The sequence below is a fragment of the Kineosporia sp. A_224 genome (assembly GCF_002198655.1).
GTDB lineage: Bacteria > Actinomycetota > Actinomycetes > Actinomycetales > Kineosporiaceae > R-H-3.
Map to the genome: position 1 here is coordinate 20,957 of NZ_MWLN01000218.1, position 23,537 is coordinate 44,493.

Sequence of the window (23,537 nt, forward strand, 5' to 3'; positions counted from 1 at the left end):
CTGCCCGGGGCGGTCGCTGAGCCGAAACGTCCAGCGACTCGTGGCAGCCAGAGCGCCTGTTCCAACCGACTCCTTCTCGGATCCGGTCCGGAGCGCAGCGCGGACGACGCGACACGCCCGACCCCGGGGGTCGGGGAACACCCGGTGCGGCAGCCGCCGCCCACGACGGAAGACCACACGAGCCACGGCTCGAGGCGAAGAGAGAGTTCGGAGAACCGGTGCCCACGATCCAGCAGCTGGTCCGCAAGGGCCGCCAGGACAAGGTCGGCAAGACGAAGACGCCGGCCCTCAAGGGGAGCCCCCAGCGGCGCGGCGTGTGCACCCGCGTCTACACGACGACGCCGAAGAAGCCGAACTCGGCCCTGCGCAAGGTGGCGCGTGTCCGCCTCACCAGCCAGATCGAGGTCACGGCGTACATCCCGGGCGTCGGCCACAACCTCCAGGAGCACTCGATCGTGCTCGTCCGTGGTGGCCGTGTGAAGGACCTCCCCGGCGTTCGCTACAAGATCATCCGCGGCTCGCTCGACACCCAGGGCGTGAAGAACCGCAAGCAGGCCCGCAGCCGTTACGGCGCGAAGAAGGAGAAGAGCTGACATGCCCCGCAAGGGTCCGGCCCCGAAGCGGCCGCTCATCGTCGACCCGGTCTACGGGTCCCCGCTGGTGAGCCAGCTCGTCAACAAGGTTCTCCTCGACGGCAAGAAGTCCGTCGCGGAGCGCATCGTCTACGGCGCACTCGAGGGCTGCCGCGAGAAGACCGGTACCGACCCGGTCATCACGCTCAAGCGCGCGCTCGACAACGTCAAGCCCAGCATCGAGGTCAAGAGCCGCCGCGTCGGCGGTGCGACCTACCAGGTGCCGATCGAGGTCAAGGCCGGCCGCTCGACGACGCTGGCGCTGCGCTGGCTCGTCGGTTACTCCAAGGCGCGCCGCGAGAAGACCATGACCGAGCGGCTCATGAACGAGATCCTCGACGCGAGCAACGGCCTCGGCGCCGCCGTGAAGCGTCGCGAGGACACGCACAAGATGGCCGAGTCCAACAAGGCCTTCGCGCACTACCGCTGGTGACGCGGCGGCGCGGGTCACCCCCGCGCCGCACCCCGCACCGGCTGACGACTTCGACACGAGGCGAGGCAGACTTCCGTGGCACTCGACGTGCTGACCGACCTGAACCAGGTCCGCAACATCGGCATCATGGCTCACATCGACGCCGGCAAGACCACGACCACCGAGCGGATCCTCTACTACACGGGGATCAACTACAAGATCGGTGAGGTCCACGACGGCGCGGCCACGATGGACTGGATGGAGCAGGAGCAGGAGCGCGGCATCACCATCACGTCCGCCGCGACGACCTGCTTCTGGCAGGGCACCCAGATCAACATCATCGACACCCCGGGCCACGTCGACTTCACGGTCGAGGTCGAGCGCTCGCTGCGCGTCCTCGACGGCGCCGTCGCGGTGTTCGACGGCAAGGAGGGCGTCGAGCCCCAGTCCGAGACGGTCTGGCGCCAGGCGGACAAGTACAACGTCCCCCGGATCTGCTTCGTCAACAAGATGGACAAGCTCGGCGCGGACTTCTACTTCACCGTGCGCACGATCAAGGAGCGTCTCGGCGCGGAGCCGCTGCCGATCCAGATCCCGATCGGCTCCGAGTCCGACTTCGTCGGCGTCATCGACCTCGTCTACAACCGTGCGCTCACGTGGCGCGGGGACACGGGCAAGGGCGAGGACTACACGATCGAGGAGATCCCGGCCGACCTGGCCGAGAAGGCGGCGGAGTACCGCCACCACCTCATCGAGCGCGTGGCCGAGACCGACGAGGCCCTCCTCGAGAAGTACCTCGGCGGCGAGGAGCTGACGCCCGAGGAGATCAAGGGCGCCGTCCGCAAGATGGTCATCGCCTCCGAGATCTACCCGGTGCTGTGCGGCTCGGCGTTCAAGAACAAGGGCGTCCAGCCCATGCTCGACGCCGTCCTGGACTACCTGCCGTCGCCGCTCGACGTGCCCCCGATGGAGGGCCACGCCGTCAACGACCCCGACGTCATGGTGCTGCGCAAGCCGGAGTCGGGCGAGCCCTTCTCGGCGCTGGCGTTCAAGATCGCCACGCACAAGTTCTTCGGCAAGCTCACGTACGTGCGGGTCTACTCCGGCCGGATCACCACCGGCGCCCAGGTCATCAACTCGACCAAGGGCAAGAAGGAGCGTCTGGGCAAGTTCTTCCAGATGCACGCCAACAAGGAGAACCCGGTCGACGAAGCGACCGCCGGCCACATCTACGCCTTCATCGGCCTCAAGGACACCACAACCGGCGACACGCTGTGCGACATCGCCCACCCGGTGGTCCTGGAGTCGATGACGTTCCCCGAGCCGGTCATCAGCGTCGCCATCGAGCCGAAGACCAAGGGTGACCAGGAGAAGCTCGGCACCGCGATCCAGAAGCTCGCCGAGGAGGACCCGACCTTCCAGGTCCAGCAGGACGAGGAGACGGGCCAGACCATCATCAAGGGGATGGGCGAGCTCCACCTCGACATCCTCGTCGACCGGATGCGTCGCGAGTTCGCCGTCGAGGCGAACGTCGGCAAGCCGCAGGTCGCGTACCGCGAGACGATCCGCACCGCGGTGCCGAAGTACGACTACACCCACAAGAAGCAGACCGGTGGGTCGGGTCAGTACGCCAAGATCCAGTTCAAGATCGAGCCGATGGACACCGCCGACGGCACGTTCTACGAGTTCGAGAACAAGGTCACCGGTGGCCGCGTCCCGCGTGAGTACATCCCGAGCGTGGACCAGGGCTTCCAGGACGCCATGCAGTACGGCGTCCTCGCCGGCTACCCGATGGTCGGCGTCAAGGCGAGCCTGCTCGACGGGGCCTCGCACGACGTCGACTCGTCCGAGCTCGCGTTCAAGATCGCCGGCTCGATGGGCTTCAAGGAGGCGGCGCGGCGCGCCGACCCCGTCCTCCTCGAGCCGATCATGGCCGTCGAGGTCCGTACGCCCGAGGAGTACATGGGCGAGGTCATCGGCGACCTCAACTCCCGCCGTGGTCACATCCAGTCCATGGAGGACGTCAGCGGCGCCAAGGTCGTCAGGGCCCTGGTCCCGCTGTCGGAGATGTTCGGGTACGTGGGTGACCTGCGGAGCAAGACCCAGGGTCGTGCCGTGTACACGATGCAGTTCGACTCGTACGCCGAGGTCCCGCGCAACGTGGCCGAGGAGATCATCAAGAAGTCCCGGGGGGAGTGAGCCCCAGGCTCACGCCCTTCGGGAGCCTCGGTCGGCAGATCGGGTCCGGAGCACCGGCACCACCGGTAACCGGTTCGACCAGCAGGCCCGGCACCACCTAGCGTCAAACCCCAAGACCATCACGTCAGGCAGCACCAACACCCGACAGCGCAAACAGGAGGACCACCGTGGCGAAGGCGAAGTTCGAGCGGACTAAGCCGCACGTCAACATCGGCACCATCGGTCACATCGACCACGGTAAGACGACGCTCACCGCGGCGATCACCAAGGTGCTGCACGACAAGTACCCGGAGCTCAACCCCTTCACGCCGTTCGACCAGATCGACAAGGCACCGGAGGAGCGGCAGCGCGGTATCACGATCTCGATCGCGCACGTCGAGTACCAGACCGAGGCGCGGCACTACGCGCACGTGGACTGCCCGGGTCACGCGGACTACATCAAGAACATGATCACCGGTGCGGCCCAGATGGACGGCGCGATCCTCGTGGTCGCGGCGACCGACGGCCCGATGCCGCAGACGAAGGAGCACGTCCTCCTGGCCCGCCAGGTCGGCGTCCCCTACATCGTCGTGGCGCTCAACAAGTCGGACATGGTCGACGACGAGGAGATCCTCGAGCTCGTCGAGATGGAGGTCCGCGAGCTGCTGACCTCCTACGAGTTCCCCGGCGACGACCTCCCGGTCGTCCGTGTCTCGGCGCTCAAGGCGCTCGAGGGCGACGCGGAGTGGAGCGCCAAGCTCCTCGAGCTCATGGACGCCGTCGACTCGTCGATCCCCGAGCCGCTGCGTGAGACGGACAAGCCGTTCCTCATGCCGATCGAGGACGTCTTCACGATCACCGGTCGTGGCACGGTCGTCACCGGCAAGGTGGACCGCGGCATCCTCAAGGTGAACGAGACGGTCGAGATCGTCGGCATCAAGGAGAAGTCGACGACCACGACCGTCACCGGCATCGAGATGTTCCGCAAGCTGCTCGACACCGCGGAGGCGGGGGAGAACGTCGGCCTCCTCCTGCGTGGCATCAAGCGCGAGGACGTCGAGCGCGGCCAGGTCGTCGTCAAGCCGGGCTCGATCACCCCGCACACCGAGTTCGAGGCGAACGTCTACATCCTCAGCAAGGACGAGGGTGGCCGGCACACGCCGTTCTACGACAACTACCGTCCGCAGTTCTACTTCCGGACGACGGACGTCACGGGCGTCGTGCACCTGCCCGAGGGCACCGAGATGGTCATGCCCGGTGACAACACCGAGATGCGGGTCGAGATGATCCAGCCCATCGCCATGGAGGAAGGCCTCAAGTTCGCGATCCGTGAGGGTGGCCGCACCGTCGGCGCCGGCCGGGTCACGAAGATCCTCAAGTGATCCCACGGGCCGCCGCCCGCCTCTGACGAGGCGGGCGGCGGCCCGCGGCACGCCCCCTGCGGGCATGCCGCACACCGCGGGCCCGGGGTTCCGGGCGGCGGAGGGCAGGCCGGCGGTGACCCCGCCGGTGCGCCGTCCGACGCCCTTCCGGGGCAGGCGGAGCACCACAGCACGACGTGCGCGCCCACCGGGCGCGCGTCCAGAGGCGGATTCGCCAAGGGCTGTCCGGTTCTGGCACACTGTTCAGGTTGTTCGGTGCGCTGAGGTCCTTGCCTTGCGCGCCGCTGTCCGGCTCCTGCCGGGTCGACGACCATCTCGAGATCGAGGCACCGGAAGGTGCCGGGGCCAGTCCGTGCGAAGCGCGCGACACGCCCGACCTCGGGGGTCGGAGACCCACCGGCGGTCGGCGGCCGCGAGGAACCCGTGACGAGAAGCACCGGATCGAAGAGAGAGAGCACAGCGAAGCGATGGCGGGACAGAAGATCCGCATCCGGCTGAAGGCCTACGACCACGAGGTCATCGACAGTTCGGCGCGCAAGATCGTCGACACGGTCGTTCGTACCGGTGCGTCCGTGGCCGGCCCGGTGCCGCTGCCGACCGAGAAGAACGTGTTCTGCGTGATCCGTTCTCCGCACAAGTACAAGGACAGCCGCGAGCACTTCGAGATGCGTACGCACAAGCGGCTCATCGACATCATCAACCCCACGCCGAAGACGGTCGACTCGCTCATGCGGCTCGACCTCCCGGCCGGGGTCGACATCGAGATCAAGCTCTGAGGGACCTCGCAGTCATGACGAAGCAGATCAAGGGTGTCCTGGGCGAGAAGCTCGGCATGACGCAGGTCTGGGACGACGCCGGCAAGCTCGTGCCGGTCACCGTCGTCCAGGCCGGGCCGTGTGTCGTGACCCAGGTGCGCACCGCAGACAACGACGGTTACGACGCCGTGCAGATCGCCTTCGGGGCGATCGACCCGCGCAAGGTGAACAAGCCGATGTCGGGGCACTTCGAGAAGGCAGGCGTGACTCCGCGCCGCTTCGTCGTCGAGCTCCGGACGCCCGATGCGGGCGAGTACACGCCGGGCCAGGAGGTGACCGCCGAGCTCTTCGAGTCCGGGCAGGTCGTCGACGTGGTCGGCCGTACCAAGGGCAAGGGCACCGCGGGTGTCATGAAGCGCCACGGCTTCAAGGGCCTCGGCGCCTCTCACGGCACGCAGCGCAAGCACCGTTCGCCCGGTTCCATCGGCGCCTGCGCGACCCCCGGTCGCGTGTTCAAGGGCGTCCGGATGGCCGGCCGGATGGGCGCCGAGCGCCAGACCACCCAGAACCTCACCGTCCACGCCGTCGACGCCGAGCGCGGGCTGCTCCTCATCAAGGGCGCCGTTCCCGGCCCCCGGGGTGCCGTCGTCCTGGTGAAGACCGCTGCGAAGGGAGCCTGACATGGCGACCGTCGACGTGCTCGACCCCACGGGCAAGAAGGCCGGCACGGCCGACCTGCCCGACGAGGTGTTCGACGTCCAGACGAACGTCCCGCTGATCCACCAGGTCGTCGTCGCCCAGCTCGCCGCGGCGCGCCAGGGGACGGCCTCCACCAAGAACCGTGGTGAGGTCTCCGGTGGCGGCAGGAAGCCGTACAAGCAGAAGGGCACCGGCCGCGCCCGTCAGGGCTCGACCCGTGCGCCGCAGTTCACCGGTGGTGGGGTCGTCCACGGCCCGACGCCGCGGGACTACTCGCAGCGGACGCCCAAGAAGATGAAGGCCGCCGCGCTGCGCGGTGCCCTCTCGGACCGGGCCCGTCACGGCCGGATCCACGTGCTGTCCAGCCTCGTCGAGGGTGAGCAGCCGTCGGCGAAGTCGGCGCTCGCGGCGCTGCTCAACGTGTCGACCCGCAAGAACCTGCTCGTGGTCGTCGAGCGGGACGACAACGTCGCGTGGAAGAGCCTGCGCAACCTCGAGCAGGTGCACGCGATCGTCGCCGACCAGCTGAACACCTACGACGTGCTCGTCTCCGACGACGTGGTGTTCACCGCCGGTGCGCTCGGGGCCTTCGTCGCCGGCCCGGTCAAGGGCAAGGGCGTCAAGGCCGTCGCGTCCGAGAGCGAGACCGAGGAGGCCGCGCTGTGAGCACCATCGGCAACGTCCACAAGGACCCGCGCGACATCCTGCTCGCGCCGGTCGTCTCCGAGAAGAGCTACGGGCTCCTCGACGAGGGGAAGTACACCTTCCTCGTCGACCCGCGGGCGAACAAGTCCGAGATCAAGCGCGCCGTCGAGGCTGTCTTCGGCGTCACGGTGTCCTCGGTCAACACGGCCAACCGTCAGGGCAAGACGCGCCGGACCAAGTTCGGCACCGGTCAGCGCAAGCACACCAAGCGCGCGATCGTCACGCTCAAGGACGGCACCATCGACATTTTCGGCGGTCCGGTCGCCTGACGGCCCGGCTGATCTGACTCGAGGACTGAAACCCCATGGGAATCCGCAAGTACAAGCCGACGACGCCGGGCCGACGTGGCTCGTCCGTCGCCGACTTCGTCGAGATCACCCGGACCACGCCTGAGAAGTCGCTCGTCCGTCCGCTGTCGAAGAACGGCGGGCGGAACAACGCCGGTCGTGTCACGACGCGGCACCAGGGCGGCGGCCACAAGCGTGCGTACCGCATCATCGACTTCCGTCGTCACGACAAGGACGGAGTGCCGGCCAAGGTCGCGCACATCGAGTACGACCCCAACCGCACGGCGCGCATCGCGCTCCTGCACTACGCGGACGGCGAGAAGCGCTACATCCTCGCGCCGAACAAGCTGTCGCAGGGTGACCGCATCGAGAACGGCCCGTCGGCCGACATCAAGCCGGGCAACAGCCTCGCGCTGCGCAACATCCCGGTCGGTACGGTCGTGCACGCCATCGAGCTCCGCCCCGGCGGCGGCGCCAAGATCGCCCGTTCCGCGGGCGCCTCGGTGCAGCTCGTCGCGAAGGACGGCCCCTACGCGCAGCTGCGCATGCCGTCCGGCGAGATCCGCAACGTCGACGTCCGCTGCCGCGCGACGATCGGTGAGGTCGGCAACGCGGAGCAGTCGAACATCAACTGGGGCAAGGCCGGCCGTATGCGGTGGAAGGGCAAGCGCCCGACCGTCCGTGGTGTCGCCATGAACCCCATCGACCACCCGCACGGTGGTGGTGAGGGCAAGACCTCCGGCGGCCGTCACCCGGTCAGCCCCTGGGGCCAGGCCGAGGGTCGCACGCGCAAGCCGAACAAGCCGAGCGACTCCCTCATCGTCCGTCGCCGTCGTACCGGCAAGAAGCGCTGACAGGAGCCCTGAACGATGCCTCGCAGTCTGAAGAAGGGCCCCTTCGTCGACGACCACCTCCAGAAGAAGGTGGACGTGCAGAACGAGAAGGGGACCAAGAACGTCATCAAGACCTGGTCCCGTCGCTCGATGATCATCCCGGGGATGCTGGGTCACACGCTCGCGGTGCACGACGGCCGCAAGCACGTCCCGGTGTTCGTCACCGAGTCGATGATCGGCCACAAGCTGGGGGAGTTCGCTCCGACCCGGACGTTCCGCGGCCACGAGAAGGACGACCGTAAGGGCCGCCGCCGCTGACGCGGTGGCCGGTCGTTCACAGAGAGCTCAAGGACAACCCCAGTGGTAGAAGGCAAGGGGACAGCGATGGAAGCCAAGGCGCAGGCGCGGTACGTCCGCGTCACGCCCATGAAGGCCCGCCGCGTCGTGGACCTCATTCGTGGCCGGGACGCCCAGCAGGCGCTCGCGGTGCTCGAGTTCGCCCCTCAGGCGGCGAGCGAGACCGTTCGCAAGGTCGTGCAGAGCGCGATCGCGAACGCGCGGGTGAAGGCCGACAAGGCGTCGGAGCCGTTCGACGAGCGTGAGCTCTTCGTGTCGGCGGCCTACGTCGACGAGGGCCCGACGCTCAAGCGCTTCCGGCCACGTGCGCAGGGTCGCGCGTACCGGATCAACAAGCGCACGAGCCACATCACGGTCGTGGTCGCACCGCGGCCGGCCAAGTCCGGCGCCGGGGCATCGCCCGCGGCGAAGTCGAGTACGAAGGGGAGGACCCGATAGTGGGGCAGAAGGTCAACCCGCACGGGTTCCGCCTCGGTATCACCACCGAGCACAAGAGCCGTTGGTTCGCCGACTCCACGAAGACCGGTCAGCGTTACCGGGACTACGTGAAGGAGGACGTGGCGATCCGCAAGCTCATGTCCAAGGGCATGGACCGTGCAGGCATCAGCCGTGTCGAGATCGAGCGCACGCGGGACCGCGTCCGCGTCGACATCCACACCGCCCGGCCGGGCATCGTCATCGGCCGTCGCGGCGCGGAGGCCGACCGCATCCGCGGCGAGCTCGAGAAGCTCACGGGCAAGCAGGTGCAGCTGAACATCCTCGAGGTCAAGAACCCCGAGATCGACGCTCAGCTGGTCGCCCAGGGCATCGCCGAGCAGCTCGCGAGCCGCGTGTCCTTCCGGCGCGCGATGCGCAAGGGCATGCAGTCGTCGCTGCGCGCGGGTGCCAAGGGCATCCGGGTCCAGTGCTCGGGCCGCCTCGGCGGCGCGGAGATGAGCCGGTCGGAGTTCTACCGCGAGGGTCGTGTGCCGCTGCACACGCTGCGCGCGAACATCGACTACGGCTTCTACGAGGCCCGCACGACCTTCGGCCGCATCGGCGTGAAGGTCTGGATCTACAAGGGTGACGTGACGAGCCGCGAGCTCGCCCGCGAGCAGGCGGCTGCGCCGCGCGCTCCGCGGCGCGAGGGCGGCCGTGACGGCGGCCCGCGCGGCGACCGCGCGGCCCGTCCGCAGCGTCGCCGTCCCGACAGCGCTCCCGGCCAGGACGCGGCCCCCGCCGCGGCCGCGCCGGCTGCCGAGGCTCCGGCCGCGGCCGAGCCGACCAGTGGAACGGAGGCCTGAGCCGTGCTCATCCCCCGTCGTGTGAAGCACCGCAAGCAGCACCACCCGGACCGTACGGGCGCTGCGAAGGGTGGCACGGCTGTGACGTTCGGCGAGTGGGGCATCCAGGCCCTCGAGCCGGCGTACGTGACCAACCGGCAGATCGAGGCCGCTCGTATCGCGATGACCCGCCACATCAAGCGTGGTGGCAAGGTCTGGATCAACATCTACCCGGACCGTCCGCTCACGAAGAAGCCCGCCGAGACCCGCATGGGTTCCGGCAAGGGCTCGCCCGAGTGGTGGATCGCGAACATCAAGCCCGGCCGCGTGATGTTCGAGCTGTCGTTCCCCAGCGAGAAGGTGGCTCGTGAGGCGCTCACCCGCGCCATCCACAAGCTGCCGATGAAGTGCCGGATCGTCCGGCGCGAGGGCGGTGACCTCTGATGGCAGTGGGTTCCAAGGACCTGGCTCCGGAGAACCTGCGGGCTTTCGACGACGATCGTCTCGTCGAGGAGCTCCGCAAGGCCAAGGAGGAGCTGTTCAACCTGCGCTTCCAGTCGGCCACCGGGCAGCTCGAGAGCCACGGCCGCCTGCGCGCCGTGCGCAAGGACATCGCGCGGATCTACACCATCATGCGCGAGCGGGAGCTCGGCATCACCGAGGGGCCGCAGGCATGAGCGAGACGAGCGAGAAGGCTGCAGTGAGCGAGACCAGCGAGACCGAGGAGGCGCGCGGGTACCGCAAGACCCGTCGCGGCTACGTCGTCAGCGACAAGATGCAGAAGACCGTCGTGGTCGTGGTCGAGGACCGGGTCAAGCACCCGCTCTACGGCAAGGTCCTGCGGCGGACGCACAAGGTCAAGGTGCACGACGAGCAGAACACCGCCGGCGTCGGCGACCTCGTCCTCATCATGGAGACCCGGCCGCTGTCGGCGACGAAGCGCTGGCGTCTGGTCGAGGTCCTCGAGAAGGCCAAGTAGGACGTTCGGTGCCGTCCGGCCGGGGTGACCCGGCCGGACGTGCGCCACAGGCAACTGCCATTTCAGTTCCGCAAGGCTCCCTCGCGGGAGAACCGGCGCGACGACAGGAGCAAACGAAGTGATCCAGCAGGAGTCGCGACTGCGAGTCGCCGACAACACGGGTGCCAAGGAGATTCTCTGCATCCGCGTTCTCGGTGGCTCCGGTCGCCGCTACGCGGGCATCGGCGACGTCATCGTCGCGACCGTCAAGGACGCGATCCCGGGCGGCAACGTCAAGAAGGGCGACGTCGTCAAGGCGGTCATCGTCCGCACGGTCAAGGAGCGCCGCCGTCCCGACGGCTCGTACATCCGCTTCGACGAGAACGCAGCCGTGATCCTGCGGGCCGACGGGGACCCCCGCGGTACCCGCATCTTCGGCCCGGTGGGCCGCGAGCTGCGCGACAAGAAGTTCATGAAGATCATCTCGCTCGCGCCGGAGGTGCTCTGACATGGCGAAGATCCGTATCAAGAAGGGCGACACCGTCCAGGTGATCTCCGGCCCCAAGTCCAACAAGGGCAAGCAGGGCAAGGTCATCGCGGTGTACGTCGAGACGAACCGGGTCCTCGTCGAGGGCGTCAACCGGATCAAGAAGCACACCAAGGTGGGCACCTCGGGCCGCGGGGCGAAGACCGGCGGCATCATCACGCAGGAAGCCCCCATCCACATCAGCAACGTCGCGCTGGTGGACCCGGAGACGAAGAAGCCGACCCGCGTCGGCATCCGCACCGAGACCGTCGAGCGCGACGGCCGCACCAAGACCGTGCGCGTCCGGTTCGCCAAGCGCTCGGGTAAGGACATCTGATGACGAGCGACACGGTCGAGTCGACCGGCACGAAGACGCTGCCGCGGCTCAAGACGCGCTACCGCGAGGAGATCGCGCCGGCGCTGCGCAACGACTTCTCGTACGCCAACGTCATGCAGACGCCCGGTCTGGTGAAGATCGTCGTCAACATGGGTGTCGGCGAGGCGGCGCGTGACTCCAAGCTGATCGAGGGCGCGATCCGCGACCTGGCCACGATCACCGGCCAGAAGCCGCAGGTCACCAAGGCCCGCAAGTCCATCGCGCAGTTCAAGCTGCGCGAGGGCATGCCGATCGGCTGCCACGTGACGCTGCGCGGGGACCGGATGTGGGAGTTCCTCGACCGGCTGCTGTCGGTCGCGCTCCCGCGCATCCGTGACTTCCGCGGCCTGTCGCCCAAGCAGTTCGACGGGCGCGGCAACTACACGTTCGGTCTCAACGAGCAGTCGATGTTCCACGAGATCGACCAGGACCGCATCGACCGGGTCCGGGGCATGGACATCACCGTCGTGACGACCGCGACGACGGACGACGAGGGTCGGGCGCTCCTGCGTCACCTCGGCTTCCCCTTCAAGGAGAACTGACGTGGCCAAGACCGCACTGATCAACAAGGCCAACCGCAAGCCGAAGTTCGCCGTCCGCGGCTACACGCGCTGCCAGCGCTGCGGCCGCCCGCACTCGGTCTACAAGAAGTTCGGCCTGTGCCGCGTGTGCCTTCGTGAGATGGCGCACCGCGGCGAGCTGCCGGGCGTGACGAAGAGCAGCTGGTAACCGGCGATGGCAACCCTCGAGCTGGTCCCCCTGCGGTCCACGCTTCCCACGGGCCGGATGACGCTGCGACACAGCATCCCGGCCTTCAACCCCGTCGTCCTGGACCTCGAGTCCGTGGACGACATCATGACCACTACGCCGCAGGTCGCCGAGCTCGGTGACGGCGAAACCGCGGCGAGGAAGGGCGGCGAAGCCCGATGACCATGACCGACCCGATCGCAGACATGCTGACTCGTCTGCGCAACGCGAACTCGGCCTACCACGACGCCGTGAGCATGCCGTACAGCAAGCTCAAGGCCCACGTGTCCGAGATCCTCCAGCAGGAGGGCTACATCGCCTCCTGGAACGTTGCGGACGCAGAGGTCGGCAAGACGCTGACGATCGTCCTCAAGTACGGGCCCAACCGGGAGCGCTCGATCGCCGGCATCCGCCGCATCAGCAAGCCCGGTCTGCGCGTCTACGCGAAGTCGACGAACCTGCCGCGCGTGCTCGGCGGCCTGGGTATCGCGATCCTCTCGACGTCGTCGGGCCTGCTGACCGACAAGCAGGCGAACAAGAAGGGCGTGGGTGGGGAAGTCCTCGCCTACGTCTGGTGACGGGAGAGTAGACAGATGTCCCGCATCGGCAAGCAGCCCATCCCGGTCCCCTCGGGCGTCGACATCAACGTCGACGGCCGCGAGGTGACGGTCAAGGGGCCCAAGGGCACCCTGTCCCACGAGGTCGCCGGCGCTCTCGTCGTCCAGCGCGAGGACGACAAGCTCGTCGTCGTGCGTGCGGACGAGGAGCGCAAGACCCGTGAGCTCCACGGCCTCACCCGGACCCTCATCTCCAACATGGTCGTGGGTGTCACCCAGGGCTACGAGAAGAAGCTCGAGATCGTCGGCACGGGCTACCGCGTCGTCGCCAAGGGCTCCAACCTCGAGTTCGCCCTGGGGTACAGCCACTCCATCACCGTCGAGCCGCCGGCCGGCGTGACCTTCGCGGTCGAGGCGCCCACGCGCTTCTCCGTGTCGGGCATCGACAAGCAGCAGGTCGGCGAGGTCGCGGCCAACCTTCGCAAGCTCCGCAAGCCCGACCCCTACAAGGGCAAGGGTGTTCGCTACGCGGGCGAGCAGGTCAAGCGCAAGGTCGGAAAGGCTGGGAAGAAGTAATGGCAGTCGGTCTGAAGCGCAGCGGTGGCGGCGCCGGCAAGGGGTCCGTCGCGGCCCGCGTCCGCCGGCACGTCCGTGTCCGCAAGCACATCGTCGGCACGACGGCGCGTCCGCGCCTCGTCGTGACGCGGTCCGCCCGGCACCTCTTCGTCCAGGTCGTCGACGACTCGGTCGGCAAGACCGTGGCGTCGGCCTCCACCATGGAGGCCGACCTGCGCGCCCACGACGGCGACAAGACGGACAAGGCCAAGCGGGTCGGCGAGCTCGTCGCCGCCCGGGCCAAGGCCGCGGGCGTCGAGGCGGTCGTGTTCGACCGCGCCGGCAACAAGTACCACGGCCGGGTGGCCGCGGTGGCCGACGGCGCACGCGAGGGTGGTCTGGCGCTGTGACGTACGCACGGACCGCAGTGAACATGCGAGAGGGAAGGAACCTCTGATGGCTGGACCCCAGCGCCGAGGCGGAGGCCCCGTCGGAGCCGCCGGTGGTGGCAGCGGCGACAACAACGGCCGCCGTGGCGGTCGTGACCGCGACAACCAGCGCGGCGGTCGTGACGGCGGCGCGGAGAAGACCGCGTTCGTCGAGCGCGTCGTGACGATCAACCGTGTGGCCAAGGTCGTCAAGGGTGGCCGCCGCTTCAGCTTCACCGCGCTCGTCGTGGTGGGCGACGGCGACGGCACCGTGGGCGTCGGCTACGGCAAGGCCAAGGAGGTGCCCGCGGCGATCGCCAAGGGTGTCGAGGAGGCCAAGAAGCACTTCTTCAAGGTGCCCCGTATCCAGGGCACCATCCCGCACCCGATCCAGGGTGAGGCCGCCGCGGGCGTCGTCATGCTCAAGCCGGCGTCGCCGGGTACCGGCGTCATCGCCGGTGGCCCGGTCCGCGCCGTCCTCGAGTGCGCCGGCATCCACGACGTCCTCAGCAAGTCGCTCGGCTCGAGCAACGCGATCAACATCGTGCACGCCACGGTGGCCGCGCTGCGCGGGCTCGAGCGCCCCGAGGAGGTCGCGGCCCGCCGTGGCCTCCCGATCGAGGACGTCGCCCCGGCGGCGCTCCTGCGGGCCCGTGCGGGGGTGACCAGCTGATGGCACGCCTCAAGGTGACCCAGATCAAGTCCAAGGTTGGTGGCATCCAGGCGCACCGCGACACCCTGCGTTCGCTGGGCCTGAAGCGGATCGGCGACACCGTCGTCAAGGAGGACCGTCCCGAGTTCCGCGGGATGGTCCGCCACGTGCGCCACCTCGTCAAGGTCGAGGAGGTCGACGACTGATGTCGGAGTCGACGAACAGCGAGCACACGCTCAAGGTCCACCACCTGCGTCCGGCCCCGGGCGCCCGTACCGCCAAGACCCGTGTGGGTCGTGGTGAGGGCAGCAAGGGCAAGACCGCCGGTCGTGGCACCAAGGGCACGAAGGCGCGCTACCAGGTCTCGGCCGCCTTCGAGGGCGGTCAGATGCCTCTGCACATGCGTCTGCCCAAGCTCCGTGGCTTCAAGAACCGCTTCCGCGTGGAGTTCCAGGTCGTCAACCTGGACCGGCTCTCCGGACTCTTCCCCGAGGGCGGTGCCGTCAGCGTCGAGGACCTCGTCGCCAAGGGCGCCGTCCGTGACGGCGCTCCGGTCAAGGTGCTCGGCGACGGCGAGGTGACGGTGGCCCTGCAGGTCACGGTCAACGCGTTCTCCGCCAGCGCCCGCGAGAAGATCGCCGCCGCCGGGGGCACCGCGACCACGCTCTGACGTGCAGGCGGCCGGCGCACCCGCCGGCCCCCCGCCGCCGGACCGCCGGTCCACCTCGCACCACCCAGGCCGGGTCCGGCCCGTCGCCCCAGAGGCGGTGGGTGCGGACCCTTCCTGCTTGTCCAGCCTCCGCGGGGCGACGCACGTCACCCCGCGCGGCGTACCGGCACCGCTCGCCGAGCACGTGCCACCTCTCGTCGCGGCGGCCTTCCGCGCCTCTCCCGAACCGGGGAAGGCCGGATGTTATGGTCACGACGAGGTTGTCTCTAGGCCGCCCCCTCGGGCGGCGCGCAGGAGGAAGTTGTGCTCTCCGCGTTCGCCCGGGCCTTCCGGACGCCGGACCTGCGGCGCAAGCTGCTGTTCACCATGGCGATCATGGGTGTCTTCCGGCTGGGCTCGTTCGTCCCGACCCCCGGGGTCGACTACCAGGCGGTCCAGCGGTGCATCGGCACCCAGGCCAACAGTGGTCTCGGCCTCATCAACCTGTTCAGCGGCGGTGCGCTGCTGCAGCTGTCGGTGTTCGCGCTGGGGATCATGCCCTACATCACCGCGAGCATCATCATCCAGCTGCTCACGGTCGTCATCCCGCGCTTCGAGACGCTCAAGGAGGAGGGCCAGGCCGGCACCGCGAAGCTCACGCAGTACACGCGGTACCTGACCATCGGCCTCGCGATCCTCCAGTCGACGACGCTCGTCGCGATCGCGCGGAACGAGGGCGGGCTGTTCCAGAGCTGCCGCGAGGACCTCGTCCCGAGCAACAGCTACGTGACGATCCTGCTCATGGTCATCACGCTGACGGCCGGCACGGGCCTCATCATGTGGCTCGGTGAGCTCGTCACCGAGCGCGGCGTCGGCAACGGCATGTCGCTGCTCATCTTCACCTCGATCGCGGCCGGCTTCCCCGGCGCCCTGTGGTCGATCAAGCAGCAGAACGACAGCATCGACACGATGCTCATCGTCATCGCGATCGGCATCGTCATCATGGCGCTGGTCGTGTTCGTCGAGCAGTCCCAGCGCCGCATCCCGGTCCAGTACGCCAAGCGCCAGATCGGCCGGAAGATGTACGGCGGGACGAGCACCTACATCCCGATCAAGGTGAACATGGCCGGCGTCATCCCGGTCATCTTCGCCTCGTCGCTGCTCTACATCCCGGCGCTCATCGCGCAGTTCAACCGGGGCGACCGGACGAAGCCGCCGGCCGGCTGGGTGAACTGGATCGAGACGCACCTCGTCAAGGGCGACCACCCGATCTACATGCTCGCCTACGTCGCGCTCATCATCTTCTTCACGTACTTCTACGTCGCGATCACGTTCAACCCGGACGAGGTCGCCGAGAACATGAAGAAGTACGGCGGCTTCATCCCGGGCATCCGGGCCGGCCGGCCCACCGCGGAGTACCTGGACTACGTCCTCACCCGCATCACGCTGCCGGGCGCCATCTACCTCGCGGTGATCTCGCTGATCCCGCTGGTGGCCTTCGCGCTGCTCAACGCGAACACCAACTCGTTCCCGTTCGGCGGCACGTCGATCCTCATCATCGTGGGCGTCGGCCTGGAGACGGTGAAGCAGATCGAGTCCCAGCTCCAGCAGCGGCACTACGAAGGGTTCCTGCGATGAGGTGCGCCCCGGCGCGCACCCGGTGAGGTCGGTGCACCCATGAGACTCGTCCTTCTCGGCCCTCCCGGGGCGGGCAAGGGGACCCAGGCCAAGCGGCTCTCGGAGCGGCTCGGCATCCCCGCGATCTCCACCGGAGACATCTTCCGGGCGAACATCAAGGGCGGGACCCCGCTCGGGCAGCTCGCGCAGAGCTACACCAGCGCGGGCAGGCTCGTGCCCGACGAGGTCACGAACGACATGGTCAAGGACCGCCTCGCGCAGCCCGACACGGAGAACGGCTTCCTCCTCGACGGGTACCCGCGCAACGCGGGCCAGGTCGAGGCGCTCGACGCCCTGCTCGCGGCGGTCGACAGCGGCCTCGACGCCGTCGTCCAGCTCACCGCGGACACCGACGAGCTCGTCGCCCGGCTGCTCAACCGGGCGACCGTCGAAGGGCGCGAGGACGACAGCGAGGACGTCATCCGGCACCGGCAGGAGGTCTACCTCTCGGAGACCGCCCCGCTCGTCGACCTCTACTCGGCACGCGGCCTGCTCGTCGCCGTCGACGGCATGGGCGACATCGACGACGTCACCGAGCGGCTCCAGGCCGCGCTCTCGGCGCTCGAGGCCTGATCGCGCGCACGACCGGCACCGCCGCAGGAGCCCCCGGACCATGACGGTCCGGGGGCTCCTGCGTGACCCGGCCGGGACGGCGCGAACCGGGGCCGGACCTCACGTAGGCTCTCCCGCATGCTCGGACGCGACCGGATCCAGTACAAGACGACCGACCAGGTCCGCCTCATGCGCAAGGCCGGCCTCGTCGTCGCCGACGCGCTCGACGCCGTCCGCGCGGCCCTGCGGCCGGGAGTCACGACGAAGGAGCTGGACGCCGTCGCGCACGACGTCATCCGCTCCGCGGGCGCCGTCCCGTCGTTCCTCGGCTACGGGCACCCGCCGTTCCCCGCGGTCACGTGCATCTCGGTCAACGAGGAGATCGTCCACGGGATCCCCGGCGCGCGGGTCGTCCGCGAGGGCGACGTCGTCTCGGTCGACTGCGGGGCGATCCTGTCCGGGTGGCACGGCGACTCGGCGTTCACCGCCGTCGTCCCGCGGGCCGACGGCACCGTCGACGCCCGGGACGCCGACCTGTCCGCGGTGACCGAGTCCTCGATGTGGCACGGCATCGCCGCGATCCGGGCGGGGGAGCGGCTCGGGGAGATCGGCGGCGCCGTCGAGGACCACGTCGCGGACCGGTACGGCCTCGTCGAGGACTACGGCGGCCACGGGATCGGCACCGAGATGCACCAGGCGCCGCACGTGCTCAACTACCGCACCCGGGACAAGGGCCCGCGGATGCGGGCGGGCCTGTGCGTGGCCATCGAGCCGATGCTCGCGGCCGGCGACCCGGCGAGCCGGGAGCTGGCCGACGGCTGGACCGTCGCCACCCGGGACGGCGGCAACGCCGCGCACTGGGAGCACTCGGTCGCCCTCCACGACGGCGGTATCTGGGTGCTCACCGCCCGGGACGGCGGCGAGGCGGCGCTCGGCGCGCTCGGCGTGAAGGTCGCCCCGCTCGCCGACTGAGGCCCGGCGCGCATCGTCCGTCGTGGTGCGACAAAGGGGCGATTTCTCTCCCGGCGTGTCGCTGGCGTAGACTCGCTAGTCGGCTCACGAACATCTGTGCCCATCGTCTCCCCGCGGCTGGTCTGGAGATGGCAGGCGCCCGTCACACGTGCGCTGAGAAGGTCAACGTGCCCGGGGTCCACCCGGTCAGAAGGAATGCGGAGGACATGGCCAAGAAAGACGGGGTCATCGAGATCGAGGGCACCGTGGTCGAGGCACTGCCGAACGCGATGTTCCGCGTGGAGCTGGGCAACGGTCACAAGGTTCTCGCCCACATCTCGGGCAAGATGCGCCAGCACTACATCCGGATCCTCCCCGAGGACCGGGTCGTGGTGGAGCTGAGCCCGTACGACCTGTCTCGTGGTCGCATCGTCTACCGCTACAAGTAACCCGACCGCCTCTGACGCGCAGCTCACGCGAGTGAGGTGCGTGCGCGTCACGTCTGAAAGACAGCGATGAAGGTCAAGCCGAGCGTCAAGAAGATCTGCGACAAGTGCAAGGTGATCCGCCGTCACGGCCGGGTCATGGTCATCTGCGAGAACCAGCGTCACAAGCAGCGCCAGGGCTGAGCGCAGGCTCACCCCGGCGGACCAGGACCTGAGGGTCCCCGCACGTACGTCGCACCGCCCAGAGCAGCACCCGCCCCCCGAGCGGTCGAGCCCGTCAGGGCCGCCCTCGGGACGCCACCCCCGGCCGGAGGCCGGGGACCCGGACAGATCCCCGGGACCGGTGCTGCAGCAGACCTCCGAGCACAGAAGAGAGATCCATGGCACGCCTCGTCGGCGTCGACCTCCCCCGCGAGAAGCGGGTCGAGATCGCGCTCACCTACATCTTCGGCGTGGGTCGCACCCGCTCCAAGGAGGCTCTCGCAGCCACCGGCATCAACCCGGACACCCGGGTTCGTGACCTCGGTGACGAGGACCTCGTCAAGCTCCGTGACTACATCGACGTGAACTTCAAGGTCGAGGGTGACCTCCGCCGCGAGGTCGCGGCGGACATCCGGCGCAAGGTCGAGATCGGGTGCTACGAGGGTCTGCGGCACCGCCGCGGCCTGCCCGTCCGCGGCCAGCGCACGAAGACCAACGCGCGTACGCGCAAGGGTCCGAAGCGCACGGTCGCCGGCAAGAAGAAGGCGGGCAAGAAGTAGTAGCCGGCGCGACGCCGTCCTGCGGACGTCGTCCCGCGCCGCTCCCGGGCCTGCCTCGCCGGCCCGATCTCAGACTGCAGACCAGCCACACAGACCAGGAGTATTTGGTAGATGCCTCCCCAGAAGAGGGTCGCCGCCGGGGCGCGCAAGCCCCGTCGCAAGGAGAAGAAGAACGTCTCCCACGGCCAGGCGCACATCAAGAGCACCTTCAACAACACGATCGTGTCCATCACGGACCCGACGGGCGCCGTGATCTCGTGGGCCTCCGCCGGTCAGGTCGGCTTCAAGGGCTCCCGCAAGTCCACGCCGTTCGCCGCGCAGATGGCCGCCGAGGCCGCTGCACGCCGGGCGCAGGAGCACGGGATGCGCAAGGTCGACGTCTTCGTCAAGGGGCCGGGTTCCGGCCGCGAGACCGCGATCCGCTCCCTCCAGGCCACCGGCCTCGAGGTGGGCTCGATCCAGGACGTCACCCCCACCCCGCACAACGGGTGCCGCCCGCCGAAGCGCCGCCGCGTCTGACGCGCCGACCCGACCCAGCCTGAGGAGAACGAGTACACATGGCGCGTTACACCGGCGCTGACTGCAAGCGCTGCCGCCGCGAGAAGACCAAGCTGTACCTCAAGGGTGCCAAGTGCGACAGCCCGAAGTGCCCGATCGAGATCCGGCCCTACCCGCCGGGTGAGCACGGCCGCGCGCGCACCAAGGAGAGCGAGTACCTGCTCCAGATGCGCGAGAAGCAGAAGGCCGCGCGCATCTACGGGGTCCTCGAGAAGCAGTTCCGTGGCTACTACGAGGAGGCGAACCGCCGGACCGGCAAGACCGGCGAGAACCTGCTGCGCATCCTCGAGTCGCGGCTCGACAACGTCGTGTACCGGGCGGGCTTCGCCAAGTCCCGGGACATGGCCCGTCAGGTCGTCCGGCACGGTCACATCATCGTGAACGGTCACAAGGTCGACATCCCGTCGTACCGCGTGACGGAGAACGACATCGTCGAGGTGCGCGAGAAGTCCTTCGAGATGACGCCCTTCGTCATCGCGCGCGCCGAGGCCGGCGAGCGGACCGTCCCGGCGTGGCTCGAGGTCATCCCGAACCGCATGCGTGTCCTGGTCCACGGCCTGCCGGCCCGCCAGGTCATCGACACCCCGGTCCAGGAGCAGCTGATCGTCGAGCTCTACAGCAAGTAGTGACGTGGCGCGGGAGGGCTTCGGCCCTCCCGCGCCTTCGCACGCTCCTGCCGCACCACGGGGCAGGCGAACCACCTGCACCACCCCTGGCGGCATATGGAGGCCGCGCAGGGTCAGCTCGGAGCATCAAATAGCGGATGCTCCTGGAAGGAAGAACACGACATGCTCATCGCACAGCGGCCGACGCTGACCGAAGAGGTCGTCGGCGAGAACCGTTCGCGGTTCGTCATCGAGCCCCTCGAGCCCGGCTTCGGCTACACGCTCGGCAACAGCCTGCGGCGCACGCTGCTCTCGTCGATCCCCGGTGCCTCGGTCACGAGCATCCGCGTCGACGGCGTCCTCCACGAGTTCACCACCGTCCCGGGGGTGAAGGAGGACGTCACCGAGCTCATCCTCAACATCAAGGGCCTCGTCGTCTCCAGCGAGCACGACGAGCCGGTCGTCATGTACCTGCGCAAGCAGGGCCCGGGCACCGTCACCGCCGCGGACATCGCGCCGCCGGCCGGCGTCGAGGTGCATAACCCGGACCTCCACATCGCGACCCTCAACGGCAAGGGCAAGCTCGAGATGGAGCTGACCGTCGAGCGCGGTCGTGGCTACGTCTCGGCGAACCAGAACAAGTCCGGTGACCAGGAGATCGGCCGCATCCCGGTCGACTCGATCTACTCGCCGGTCCTCAAGGTGACGTACAAGGTCGAGGCGACGCGTGTCGAGCAGCGCACCGACTTCGACCGGCTCATCGTCGACGTCGAGACCAAGCCCTCGACGCAGCCGCGCGACGCCATGGCGTCGGCCGGCAAGACCCTCGTCGAGCTGTTCGGTCTCGCCCGCGAGCTGAACGTCGAGGCCGAGGGCATCGACATGGGCCCGTCGCCGTCGGACGCGGCGCTCGCGGCCGACCTCGCGCTGCCGATCGAGGAGCTCGACCTCACGGTCCGCTCCTACAACTGCCTCAAGCGCGAGGGCATCCACACCGTCGGCGAGCTCGTCGCGCGCAGCGAGGCGGACCTGCTCGACATCCGCAACTTCGGCGCGAAGTCCATCGACGAGGTCAAGGCCAAGCTCCATGGCATGGGTCTTGCGCTCAAGGACAGCCCGCCCGGGTTCGACCCCGCGCTCGTCGTCGACAGCTTCGGCGCCGACGACGACATGTCCTACGCCGAGGACGAGCAGCTCTGACCACCCCACCCCGGGCCTGCTAGCCAGGCCCGGGGCAACTCGCGAGGAGAACGACAGACATGCCCACGCCCACCAAGGGTCCGCGGCTCGGCGGTGGTCCGGCGCACGAGCGGCTGCTCCTGGCCAACCTGGCCACGCAGCTGTTCGCGCACCGGAGCATCACGACCACGGAGGCCAAGGCGAAGCGGGTGCGCCCGCTGGCCGAGCGGCTCATCACCTTCGCCAAGCGCGGCGACCTCGCGGCCCGTCGGCGCGTGCTGACCGTCGTGCGGGACAAGAGCGTCGTGCACGAGCTGTTCACGGAGATCGCCCCCGTGATGGCCGAGCGTCAGGGTGGCTACACCCGGATCACGAAGATCGGCCCCCGCAAGGGCGACAACGCGCCCATGGCGGTCATCGAGCTCGTGCTCGAGCCGCTCAGCGCGAAGAAGTCGACCGTCGCCGAGGCCGAGGCCGCGACGAAGCGGGCCGCCAAGAAGGCGCCGGCCAAGAAGGCCGCTGCCGCCGAGGCGCCCGCCGTCGAGGAGACCGCTGCCGCCGCGGAGTCGACCGAGGGTCCGTACGGTCCCGACTCGGCCGCCGCCCCGGCGGACGGTTCGGCTCCCGAGGGCTTCGACATCAAGGGCAACGCGGACTCGATGAAGTTCCACACGCCCGAGTCGCCCTGGTACGGCCAGACGAAGGCCGAGGTCTGGTTCCGGACCGCCGAGGCCGCCGAGGCCGCGGGCTTCGTCAACGCCAAGCCGGCGGACGACGAGGCGGACGACGCCGAGGCGAAGGCCTGAGCACGCACCACCCCAGCACCACCTCCGACGAGCCCGCCGGGCCCGGAGGCGCACAGCGCGACGCTGCTGCGCCGACCGTGGCCGGCGGGCTCGCCGGCTTTGCCGGGGACAGCGGCGGGGCGTCGGTCGTCCGGGTCCGCCTCGACCTCGGCTACGACGGCACCGACTTCGCCGGGTGGGCCGTGCAGCCGGGCCGGCGGACGGTCGCCGGGACGCTGCTCGCCGGGCTCGGGACGGTCCTCCAGGTGCCGGAGGACGGGCTCGGGCTCGTCGTCGCCGGGCGGACGGACGCCGGCGTCCACGCGACCGGGCAGGTCGCGCACGTCGACCTCCCCGGGGACCGCTGGGCGGCGCTGCCGGGGCGAAGCGACCTGGCCCCGGCGCGGGCCCTGCTGCGCCGGCTCGCCGGGGTCCTGCCCGGCGACGTCCGCGTGCACCGCGCCGCGCCCGCCCCGGCCGGGTTCGACGCGCGCTTCTCGGCGCTGCGGCGCCGGTACGCCTACCGGGTCTGCGACGACCCCGCCGGGGTCCCGCCGTTGCGCCGGTACGACGTGCTGGCGCACCGCCGTCCGCTCGACGTCGCGGCGATGGACGCCGCCGCGGCCGGGCTCCTCGGTCTCCACGACTTCGCGGCCTTCTGCAAGCGGCGGGACGGCGCGACGACGGTCCGCACGCTGCTGGAGTACTCGTGGGCGCGGGACGCCGACGGGTTCGCCGCCGCCCGGGTCGTCGCGGACGCCTTCTGCCACTCGATGGTCCGCGCCCTCGTCGGCGCGCTGCTCGCGGTCGGGGACGGCCGCCGTCCGCCCGGCTGGCCCGCCGAGGTGCTCGCGGGCCGCGTCCGGGACCCGGGCGCCGCGGTCGTCGGACCGCAGGGGCTGACCCTCGTCGAGGTGGTCTACCCGGACGACGCGCTGCTCGCCGAACGGGCGGCGCAGGCGCGCGCCGTCCGGACGCTGCCGGCCGGAGGCTGACCGCGCTCCGGGTGGCCGGACCACCACCGCGCGGAGCGGACATAGCCGTCATGCAGCGTTCACCGGTCATTCGGCACC

General features: G+C 69.4%; 37 protein-coding genes. All 37 read left to right on the plus strand.

Annotated features, from left to right (window positions below):
* Positions 1-218 precede the first annotated feature (218 nt).
* The 37 genes from rpsL (at position 219) to EDJALFJO_RS28245 (ending at position 23,459) form a co-directional block, all read left to right on the plus strand.
* On the plus strand, positions 219-593 hold the full coding sequence (gene rpsL / locus EDJALFJO_RS28065; protein WP_088289628.1) for a 30S ribosomal protein S12: 375 nt from the start codon (positions 219-221) through the stop codon (positions 591-593).
* A 1-nt stretch (position 594) separates the two neighbouring features.
* Positions 595-1,065, plus strand: a complete 471-nt coding sequence (rpsG, locus tag EDJALFJO_RS28070) for a 30S ribosomal protein S7 (protein WP_088289629.1) — start codon at positions 595-597, stop codon at positions 1,063-1,065.
* A 75-nt stretch (positions 1,066-1,140) separates the two neighbouring features.
* A complete protein-coding gene (fusA, locus tag EDJALFJO_RS28075) occupies positions 1,141-3,243 on the plus strand; it encodes an elongation factor G (RefSeq protein WP_088289630.1) in 2,103 nt (700 codons plus the stop codon).
* Between the two features lie 167 nt (positions 3,244-3,410).
* The gene (gene tuf, locus EDJALFJO_RS28080; RefSeq protein WP_088289631.1) at positions 3,411-4,604 is read left to right on the plus strand and encodes an elongation factor Tu; all 1,194 of its coding nucleotides are present in this window, start codon (positions 3,411-3,413) and stop codon (positions 4,602-4,604) included.
* Positions 4,605-5,071: 467 nt separating this feature from the next.
* Positions 5,072-5,380 carry a 30S ribosomal protein S10 gene (gene rpsJ, locus EDJALFJO_RS28085; RefSeq protein WP_088289632.1) on the plus strand — a complete coding sequence of 103 codons (309 nt, stop codon included), beginning with the start codon at positions 5,072-5,074 and terminating at the stop codon, positions 5,378-5,380.
* A gap of 14 nt (positions 5,381-5,394) precedes the next feature.
* Positions 5,395-6,039: a 50S ribosomal protein L3 gene (gene rplC, locus EDJALFJO_RS28090; RefSeq protein WP_088289633.1), complete on the plus strand. Its 645-nt coding sequence runs from the start codon at positions 5,395-5,397 to the stop codon at positions 6,037-6,039.
* A gap of 1 nt (position 6,040) precedes the next feature.
* Positions 6,041-6,724 carry a 50S ribosomal protein L4 gene (rplD, locus tag EDJALFJO_RS28095; protein WP_088289634.1) on the plus strand — a complete coding sequence of 228 codons (684 nt, stop codon included), beginning with the start codon at positions 6,041-6,043 and terminating at the stop codon, positions 6,722-6,724.
* A gap of 5 nt (positions 6,725-6,729) precedes the next feature.
* Entirely contained in the window at positions 6,730-7,032 is a 303-nt protein-coding gene (rplW, locus tag EDJALFJO_RS28100) for a 50S ribosomal protein L23 (protein WP_088289694.1), read from the plus strand.
* Positions 7,033-7,067: 35 nt separating this feature from the next.
* Positions 7,068-7,904: a 50S ribosomal protein L2 gene (gene rplB, locus EDJALFJO_RS28105; protein ID WP_088289635.1), complete on the plus strand. Its 837-nt coding sequence runs from the start codon at positions 7,068-7,070 to the stop codon at positions 7,902-7,904.
* 15 nt (positions 7,905-7,919) lie between these two features.
* Positions 7,920-8,201 carry a 30S ribosomal protein S19 gene (gene rpsS / locus EDJALFJO_RS28110; protein WP_088289636.1) on the plus strand — a complete coding sequence of 94 codons (282 nt, stop codon included), beginning with the start codon at positions 7,920-7,922 and terminating at the stop codon, positions 8,199-8,201.
* A 66-nt stretch (positions 8,202-8,267) separates the two neighbouring features.
* The gene (rplV, locus tag EDJALFJO_RS28115) at positions 8,268-8,678 is read left to right on the plus strand and encodes a 50S ribosomal protein L22 (RefSeq protein ID WP_088289637.1); all 411 of its coding nucleotides are present in this window, start codon (positions 8,268-8,270) and stop codon (positions 8,676-8,678) included.
* Positions 8,678-9,523, plus strand: coding sequence for a 30S ribosomal protein S3 (gene rpsC / locus EDJALFJO_RS28120; protein ID WP_088289638.1), 846 nt, complete (start codon positions 8,678-8,680; stop codon positions 9,521-9,523). The genes rplV and rpsC overlap by 1 nt, the downstream gene beginning before the upstream one ends.
* Before the next feature lie 3 nt (positions 9,524-9,526).
* The gene (gene rplP, locus EDJALFJO_RS28125; protein WP_088289639.1) at positions 9,527-9,946 is read left to right on the plus strand and encodes a 50S ribosomal protein L16; all 420 of its coding nucleotides are present in this window, start codon (positions 9,527-9,529) and stop codon (positions 9,944-9,946) included.
* Positions 9,946-10,179 (plus strand): 50S ribosomal protein L29, encoded by a 234-nt coding sequence (rpmC, locus tag EDJALFJO_RS28130; protein WP_088289640.1) that lies wholly within the window; start codon positions 9,946-9,948, stop codon positions 10,177-10,179. The genes rplP and rpmC overlap by 1 nt, the downstream gene beginning before the upstream one ends.
* A complete protein-coding gene (gene rpsQ, locus EDJALFJO_RS28135; RefSeq protein WP_088289641.1) occupies positions 10,176-10,481 on the plus strand; it encodes a 30S ribosomal protein S17 in 306 nt (101 codons plus the stop codon). Before rpmC ends, rpsQ begins: the two co-directional genes overlap by 4 nt.
* 118 nt (positions 10,482-10,599) lie before the next feature.
* Positions 10,600-10,968, plus strand: a complete 369-nt coding sequence (gene rplN, locus EDJALFJO_RS28140) for a 50S ribosomal protein L14 (protein WP_088289642.1) — start codon at positions 10,600-10,602, stop codon at positions 10,966-10,968.
* Position 10,969: 1 nt separating this feature from the next.
* Positions 10,970-11,323, plus strand: coding sequence for a 50S ribosomal protein L24 (rplX, locus tag EDJALFJO_RS28145; RefSeq protein ID WP_088289643.1), 354 nt, complete (start codon positions 10,970-10,972; stop codon positions 11,321-11,323).
* On the plus strand, positions 11,323-11,904 hold the full coding sequence (gene rplE / locus EDJALFJO_RS28150; protein WP_088289644.1) for a 50S ribosomal protein L5: 582 nt from the start codon (positions 11,323-11,325) through the stop codon (positions 11,902-11,904). The genes rplX and rplE overlap by 1 nt, the downstream gene beginning before the upstream one ends.
* A 1-nt stretch (position 11,905) precedes the next feature.
* Entirely contained in the window at positions 11,906-12,091 is a 186-nt protein-coding gene (locus EDJALFJO_RS28155; protein WP_088289645.1) for a type Z 30S ribosomal protein S14, read from the plus strand.
* Positions 12,092-12,148: 57 nt separating this feature from the next.
* Positions 12,149-12,292: a hypothetical protein gene (locus tag EDJALFJO_RS34600; protein ID WP_158220595.1), complete on the plus strand. Its 144-nt coding sequence runs from the start codon at positions 12,149-12,151 to the stop codon at positions 12,290-12,292.
* Positions 12,289-12,687: a 30S ribosomal protein S8 gene (rpsH, locus tag EDJALFJO_RS28165; RefSeq protein WP_088289647.1), complete on the plus strand. Its 399-nt coding sequence runs from the start codon at positions 12,289-12,291 to the stop codon at positions 12,685-12,687. The genes EDJALFJO_RS34600 and rpsH overlap by 4 nt, the downstream gene beginning before the upstream one ends.
* A 15-nt stretch (positions 12,688-12,702) precedes the next feature.
* The gene (gene rplF / locus EDJALFJO_RS28170; RefSeq protein WP_088289648.1) at positions 12,703-13,242 is read left to right on the plus strand and encodes a 50S ribosomal protein L6; all 540 of its coding nucleotides are present in this window, start codon (positions 12,703-12,705) and stop codon (positions 13,240-13,242) included.
* Complete coding sequence (gene rplR / locus EDJALFJO_RS28175; protein ID WP_088289649.1) at positions 13,242-13,631, plus strand: 50S ribosomal protein L18; 390 nt, start codon at positions 13,242-13,244, stop codon at positions 13,629-13,631. The genes rplF and rplR overlap by 1 nt, the downstream gene beginning before the upstream one ends.
* A gap of 46 nt (positions 13,632-13,677) precedes the next feature.
* Positions 13,678-14,322 (plus strand): 30S ribosomal protein S5, encoded by a 645-nt coding sequence (rpsE, locus tag EDJALFJO_RS28180; protein ID WP_088289650.1) that lies wholly within the window; start codon positions 13,678-13,680, stop codon positions 14,320-14,322.
* Positions 14,322-14,507, plus strand: coding sequence for a 50S ribosomal protein L30 (rpmD, locus tag EDJALFJO_RS28185; RefSeq protein WP_088289651.1), 186 nt, complete (start codon positions 14,322-14,324; stop codon positions 14,505-14,507). The genes rpsE and rpmD overlap by 1 nt, the downstream gene beginning before the upstream one ends.
* Complete coding sequence (gene rplO, locus EDJALFJO_RS28190) at positions 14,507-14,971, plus strand: 50S ribosomal protein L15 (RefSeq protein ID WP_088289652.1); 465 nt, start codon at positions 14,507-14,509, stop codon at positions 14,969-14,971. Before rpmD ends, rplO begins: the two co-directional genes overlap by 1 nt.
* A gap of 303 nt (positions 14,972-15,274) precedes the next feature.
* Positions 15,275-16,588, plus strand: a complete 1,314-nt coding sequence (gene secY / locus EDJALFJO_RS28195) for a preprotein translocase subunit SecY (RefSeq protein ID WP_088289653.1) — start codon at positions 15,275-15,277, stop codon at positions 16,586-16,588.
* 39 nt (positions 16,589-16,627) lie between these two features.
* Positions 16,628-17,200, plus strand: coding sequence for an adenylate kinase (locus EDJALFJO_RS28200; protein WP_088289654.1), 573 nt, complete (start codon positions 16,628-16,630; stop codon positions 17,198-17,200).
* Positions 17,201-17,317: 117 nt separating this feature from the next.
* On the plus strand, positions 17,318-18,151 hold the full coding sequence (gene map / locus EDJALFJO_RS28205) for a type I methionyl aminopeptidase (RefSeq protein WP_088289655.1): 834 nt from the start codon (positions 17,318-17,320) through the stop codon (positions 18,149-18,151).
* A gap of 206 nt (positions 18,152-18,357) precedes the next feature.
* The gene (gene infA, locus EDJALFJO_RS28210; protein WP_088289656.1) at positions 18,358-18,579 is read left to right on the plus strand and encodes a translation initiation factor IF-1; all 222 of its coding nucleotides are present in this window, start codon (positions 18,358-18,360) and stop codon (positions 18,577-18,579) included.
* Positions 18,580-18,645: 66 nt separating this feature from the next.
* The gene (rpmJ, locus tag EDJALFJO_RS28215; protein WP_088289657.1) at positions 18,646-18,759 is read left to right on the plus strand and encodes a 50S ribosomal protein L36; all 114 of its coding nucleotides are present in this window, start codon (positions 18,646-18,648) and stop codon (positions 18,757-18,759) included.
* Between the two features lie 197 nt (positions 18,760-18,956).
* Complete coding sequence (gene rpsM / locus EDJALFJO_RS28220; RefSeq protein WP_088289658.1) at positions 18,957-19,337, plus strand: 30S ribosomal protein S13; 381 nt, start codon at positions 18,957-18,959, stop codon at positions 19,335-19,337.
* A gap of 111 nt (positions 19,338-19,448) precedes the next feature.
* The gene (rpsK, locus tag EDJALFJO_RS28225) at positions 19,449-19,856 is read left to right on the plus strand and encodes a 30S ribosomal protein S11 (protein ID WP_088289659.1); all 408 of its coding nucleotides are present in this window, start codon (positions 19,449-19,451) and stop codon (positions 19,854-19,856) included.
* A gap of 38 nt (positions 19,857-19,894) precedes the next feature.
* Positions 19,895-20,521 carry a 30S ribosomal protein S4 gene (gene rpsD / locus EDJALFJO_RS28230; protein WP_088289660.1) on the plus strand — a complete coding sequence of 209 codons (627 nt, stop codon included), beginning with the start codon at positions 19,895-19,897 and terminating at the stop codon, positions 20,519-20,521.
* A 162-nt stretch (positions 20,522-20,683) separates the two neighbouring features.
* A complete protein-coding gene (locus EDJALFJO_RS28235) occupies positions 20,684-21,700 on the plus strand; it encodes a DNA-directed RNA polymerase subunit alpha (protein WP_088289661.1) in 1,017 nt (338 codons plus the stop codon).
* A gap of 59 nt (positions 21,701-21,759) precedes the next feature.
* A complete protein-coding gene (gene rplQ, locus EDJALFJO_RS36595) occupies positions 21,760-22,485 on the plus strand; it encodes a 50S ribosomal protein L17 (RefSeq protein WP_088289662.1) in 726 nt (241 codons plus the stop codon).
* 77 nt (positions 22,486-22,562) lie between these two features.
* Entirely contained in the window at positions 22,563-23,459 is an 897-nt protein-coding gene (locus tag EDJALFJO_RS28245; RefSeq protein WP_088289663.1) for a tRNA pseudouridine(38-40) synthase TruA, read from the plus strand.
* Positions 23,460-23,537 lie beyond the last annotated feature (78 nt).

What these genes read in the sequence shown, in the direction of transcription:
- rpsG (WP_088289629.1), top strand. Translation starts at nt 595, where the DNA reads ATGCCCCGCAAGGGTCCGGCCCCGAAGCGGCCGCTCATCGTCGACCCG.
- rpsJ (WP_088289632.1), top strand. Translation starts at nt 5,072, where the DNA reads ATGGCGGGACAGAAGATCCGCATCCGGCTGAAGGCCTACGACCACGAG.
- rplC (WP_088289633.1), top strand. Translation starts at nt 5,395, where the DNA reads ATGACGAAGCAGATCAAGGGTGTCCTGGGCGAGAAGCTCGGCATGACG.
- rplD (WP_088289634.1), top strand. Translation starts at nt 6,041, where the DNA reads ATGGCGACCGTCGACGTGCTCGACCCCACGGGCAAGAAGGCCGGCACG.
- rplB (WP_088289635.1), top strand. Translation starts at nt 7,068, where the DNA reads ATGGGAATCCGCAAGTACAAGCCGACGACGCCGGGCCGACGTGGCTCG.
- rpsS (WP_088289636.1), top strand. Translation starts at nt 7,920, where the DNA reads ATGCCTCGCAGTCTGAAGAAGGGCCCCTTCGTCGACGACCACCTCCAG.
- rplV (WP_088289637.1), top strand. Translation starts at nt 8,268, where the DNA reads ATGGAAGCCAAGGCGCAGGCGCGGTACGTCCGCGTCACGCCCATGAAG.
- rpmC (WP_088289640.1), top strand. Translation starts at nt 9,946, where the DNA reads ATGGCAGTGGGTTCCAAGGACCTGGCTCCGGAGAACCTGCGGGCTTTC.
- rpsQ (WP_088289641.1), top strand. Translation starts at nt 10,176, where the DNA reads ATGAGCGAGACGAGCGAGAAGGCTGCAGTGAGCGAGACCAGCGAGACC.
- rplX (WP_088289643.1), top strand. Translation starts at nt 10,970, where the DNA reads ATGGCGAAGATCCGTATCAAGAAGGGCGACACCGTCCAGGTGATCTCC.
- rplE (WP_088289644.1), top strand. Translation starts at nt 11,323, where the DNA reads ATGACGAGCGACACGGTCGAGTCGACCGGCACGAAGACGCTGCCGCGG.
- EDJALFJO_RS34600 (WP_158220595.1), top strand. Translation starts at nt 12,149, where the DNA reads ATGACGCTGCGACACAGCATCCCGGCCTTCAACCCCGTCGTCCTGGAC.
- rpsH (WP_088289647.1), top strand. Translation starts at nt 12,289, where the DNA reads ATGACCATGACCGACCCGATCGCAGACATGCTGACTCGTCTGCGCAAC.
- rplF (WP_088289648.1), top strand. Translation starts at nt 12,703, where the DNA reads ATGTCCCGCATCGGCAAGCAGCCCATCCCGGTCCCCTCGGGCGTCGAC.
- rplR (WP_088289649.1), top strand. Translation starts at nt 13,242, where the DNA reads ATGGCAGTCGGTCTGAAGCGCAGCGGTGGCGGCGCCGGCAAGGGGTCC.
- rpsE (WP_088289650.1), top strand. Translation starts at nt 13,678, where the DNA reads ATGGCTGGACCCCAGCGCCGAGGCGGAGGCCCCGTCGGAGCCGCCGGT.
- rpmD (WP_088289651.1), top strand. Translation starts at nt 14,322, where the DNA reads ATGGCACGCCTCAAGGTGACCCAGATCAAGTCCAAGGTTGGTGGCATC.
- rplO (WP_088289652.1), top strand. Translation starts at nt 14,507, where the DNA reads ATGTCGGAGTCGACGAACAGCGAGCACACGCTCAAGGTCCACCACCTG.
- EDJALFJO_RS28200 (WP_088289654.1), top strand. Translation starts at nt 16,628, where the DNA reads ATGAGACTCGTCCTTCTCGGCCCTCCCGGGGCGGGCAAGGGGACCCAG.
- map (WP_088289655.1), top strand. Translation starts at nt 17,318, where the DNA reads ATGCTCGGACGCGACCGGATCCAGTACAAGACGACCGACCAGGTCCGC.
- infA (WP_088289656.1), top strand. Translation starts at nt 18,358, where the DNA reads ATGGCCAAGAAAGACGGGGTCATCGAGATCGAGGGCACCGTGGTCGAG.
- rpmJ (WP_088289657.1), top strand. Translation starts at nt 18,646, where the DNA reads ATGAAGGTCAAGCCGAGCGTCAAGAAGATCTGCGACAAGTGCAAGGTG.
- rpsM (WP_088289658.1), top strand. Translation starts at nt 18,957, where the DNA reads ATGGCACGCCTCGTCGGCGTCGACCTCCCCCGCGAGAAGCGGGTCGAG.
- rpsK (WP_088289659.1), top strand. Translation starts at nt 19,449, where the DNA reads ATGCCTCCCCAGAAGAGGGTCGCCGCCGGGGCGCGCAAGCCCCGTCGC.
- rpsD (WP_088289660.1), top strand. Translation starts at nt 19,895, where the DNA reads ATGGCGCGTTACACCGGCGCTGACTGCAAGCGCTGCCGCCGCGAGAAG.
- EDJALFJO_RS28235 (WP_088289661.1), top strand. Translation starts at nt 20,684, where the DNA reads ATGCTCATCGCACAGCGGCCGACGCTGACCGAAGAGGTCGTCGGCGAG.
- rplQ (WP_088289662.1), top strand. Translation starts at nt 21,760, where the DNA reads ATGCCCACGCCCACCAAGGGTCCGCGGCTCGGCGGTGGTCCGGCGCAC.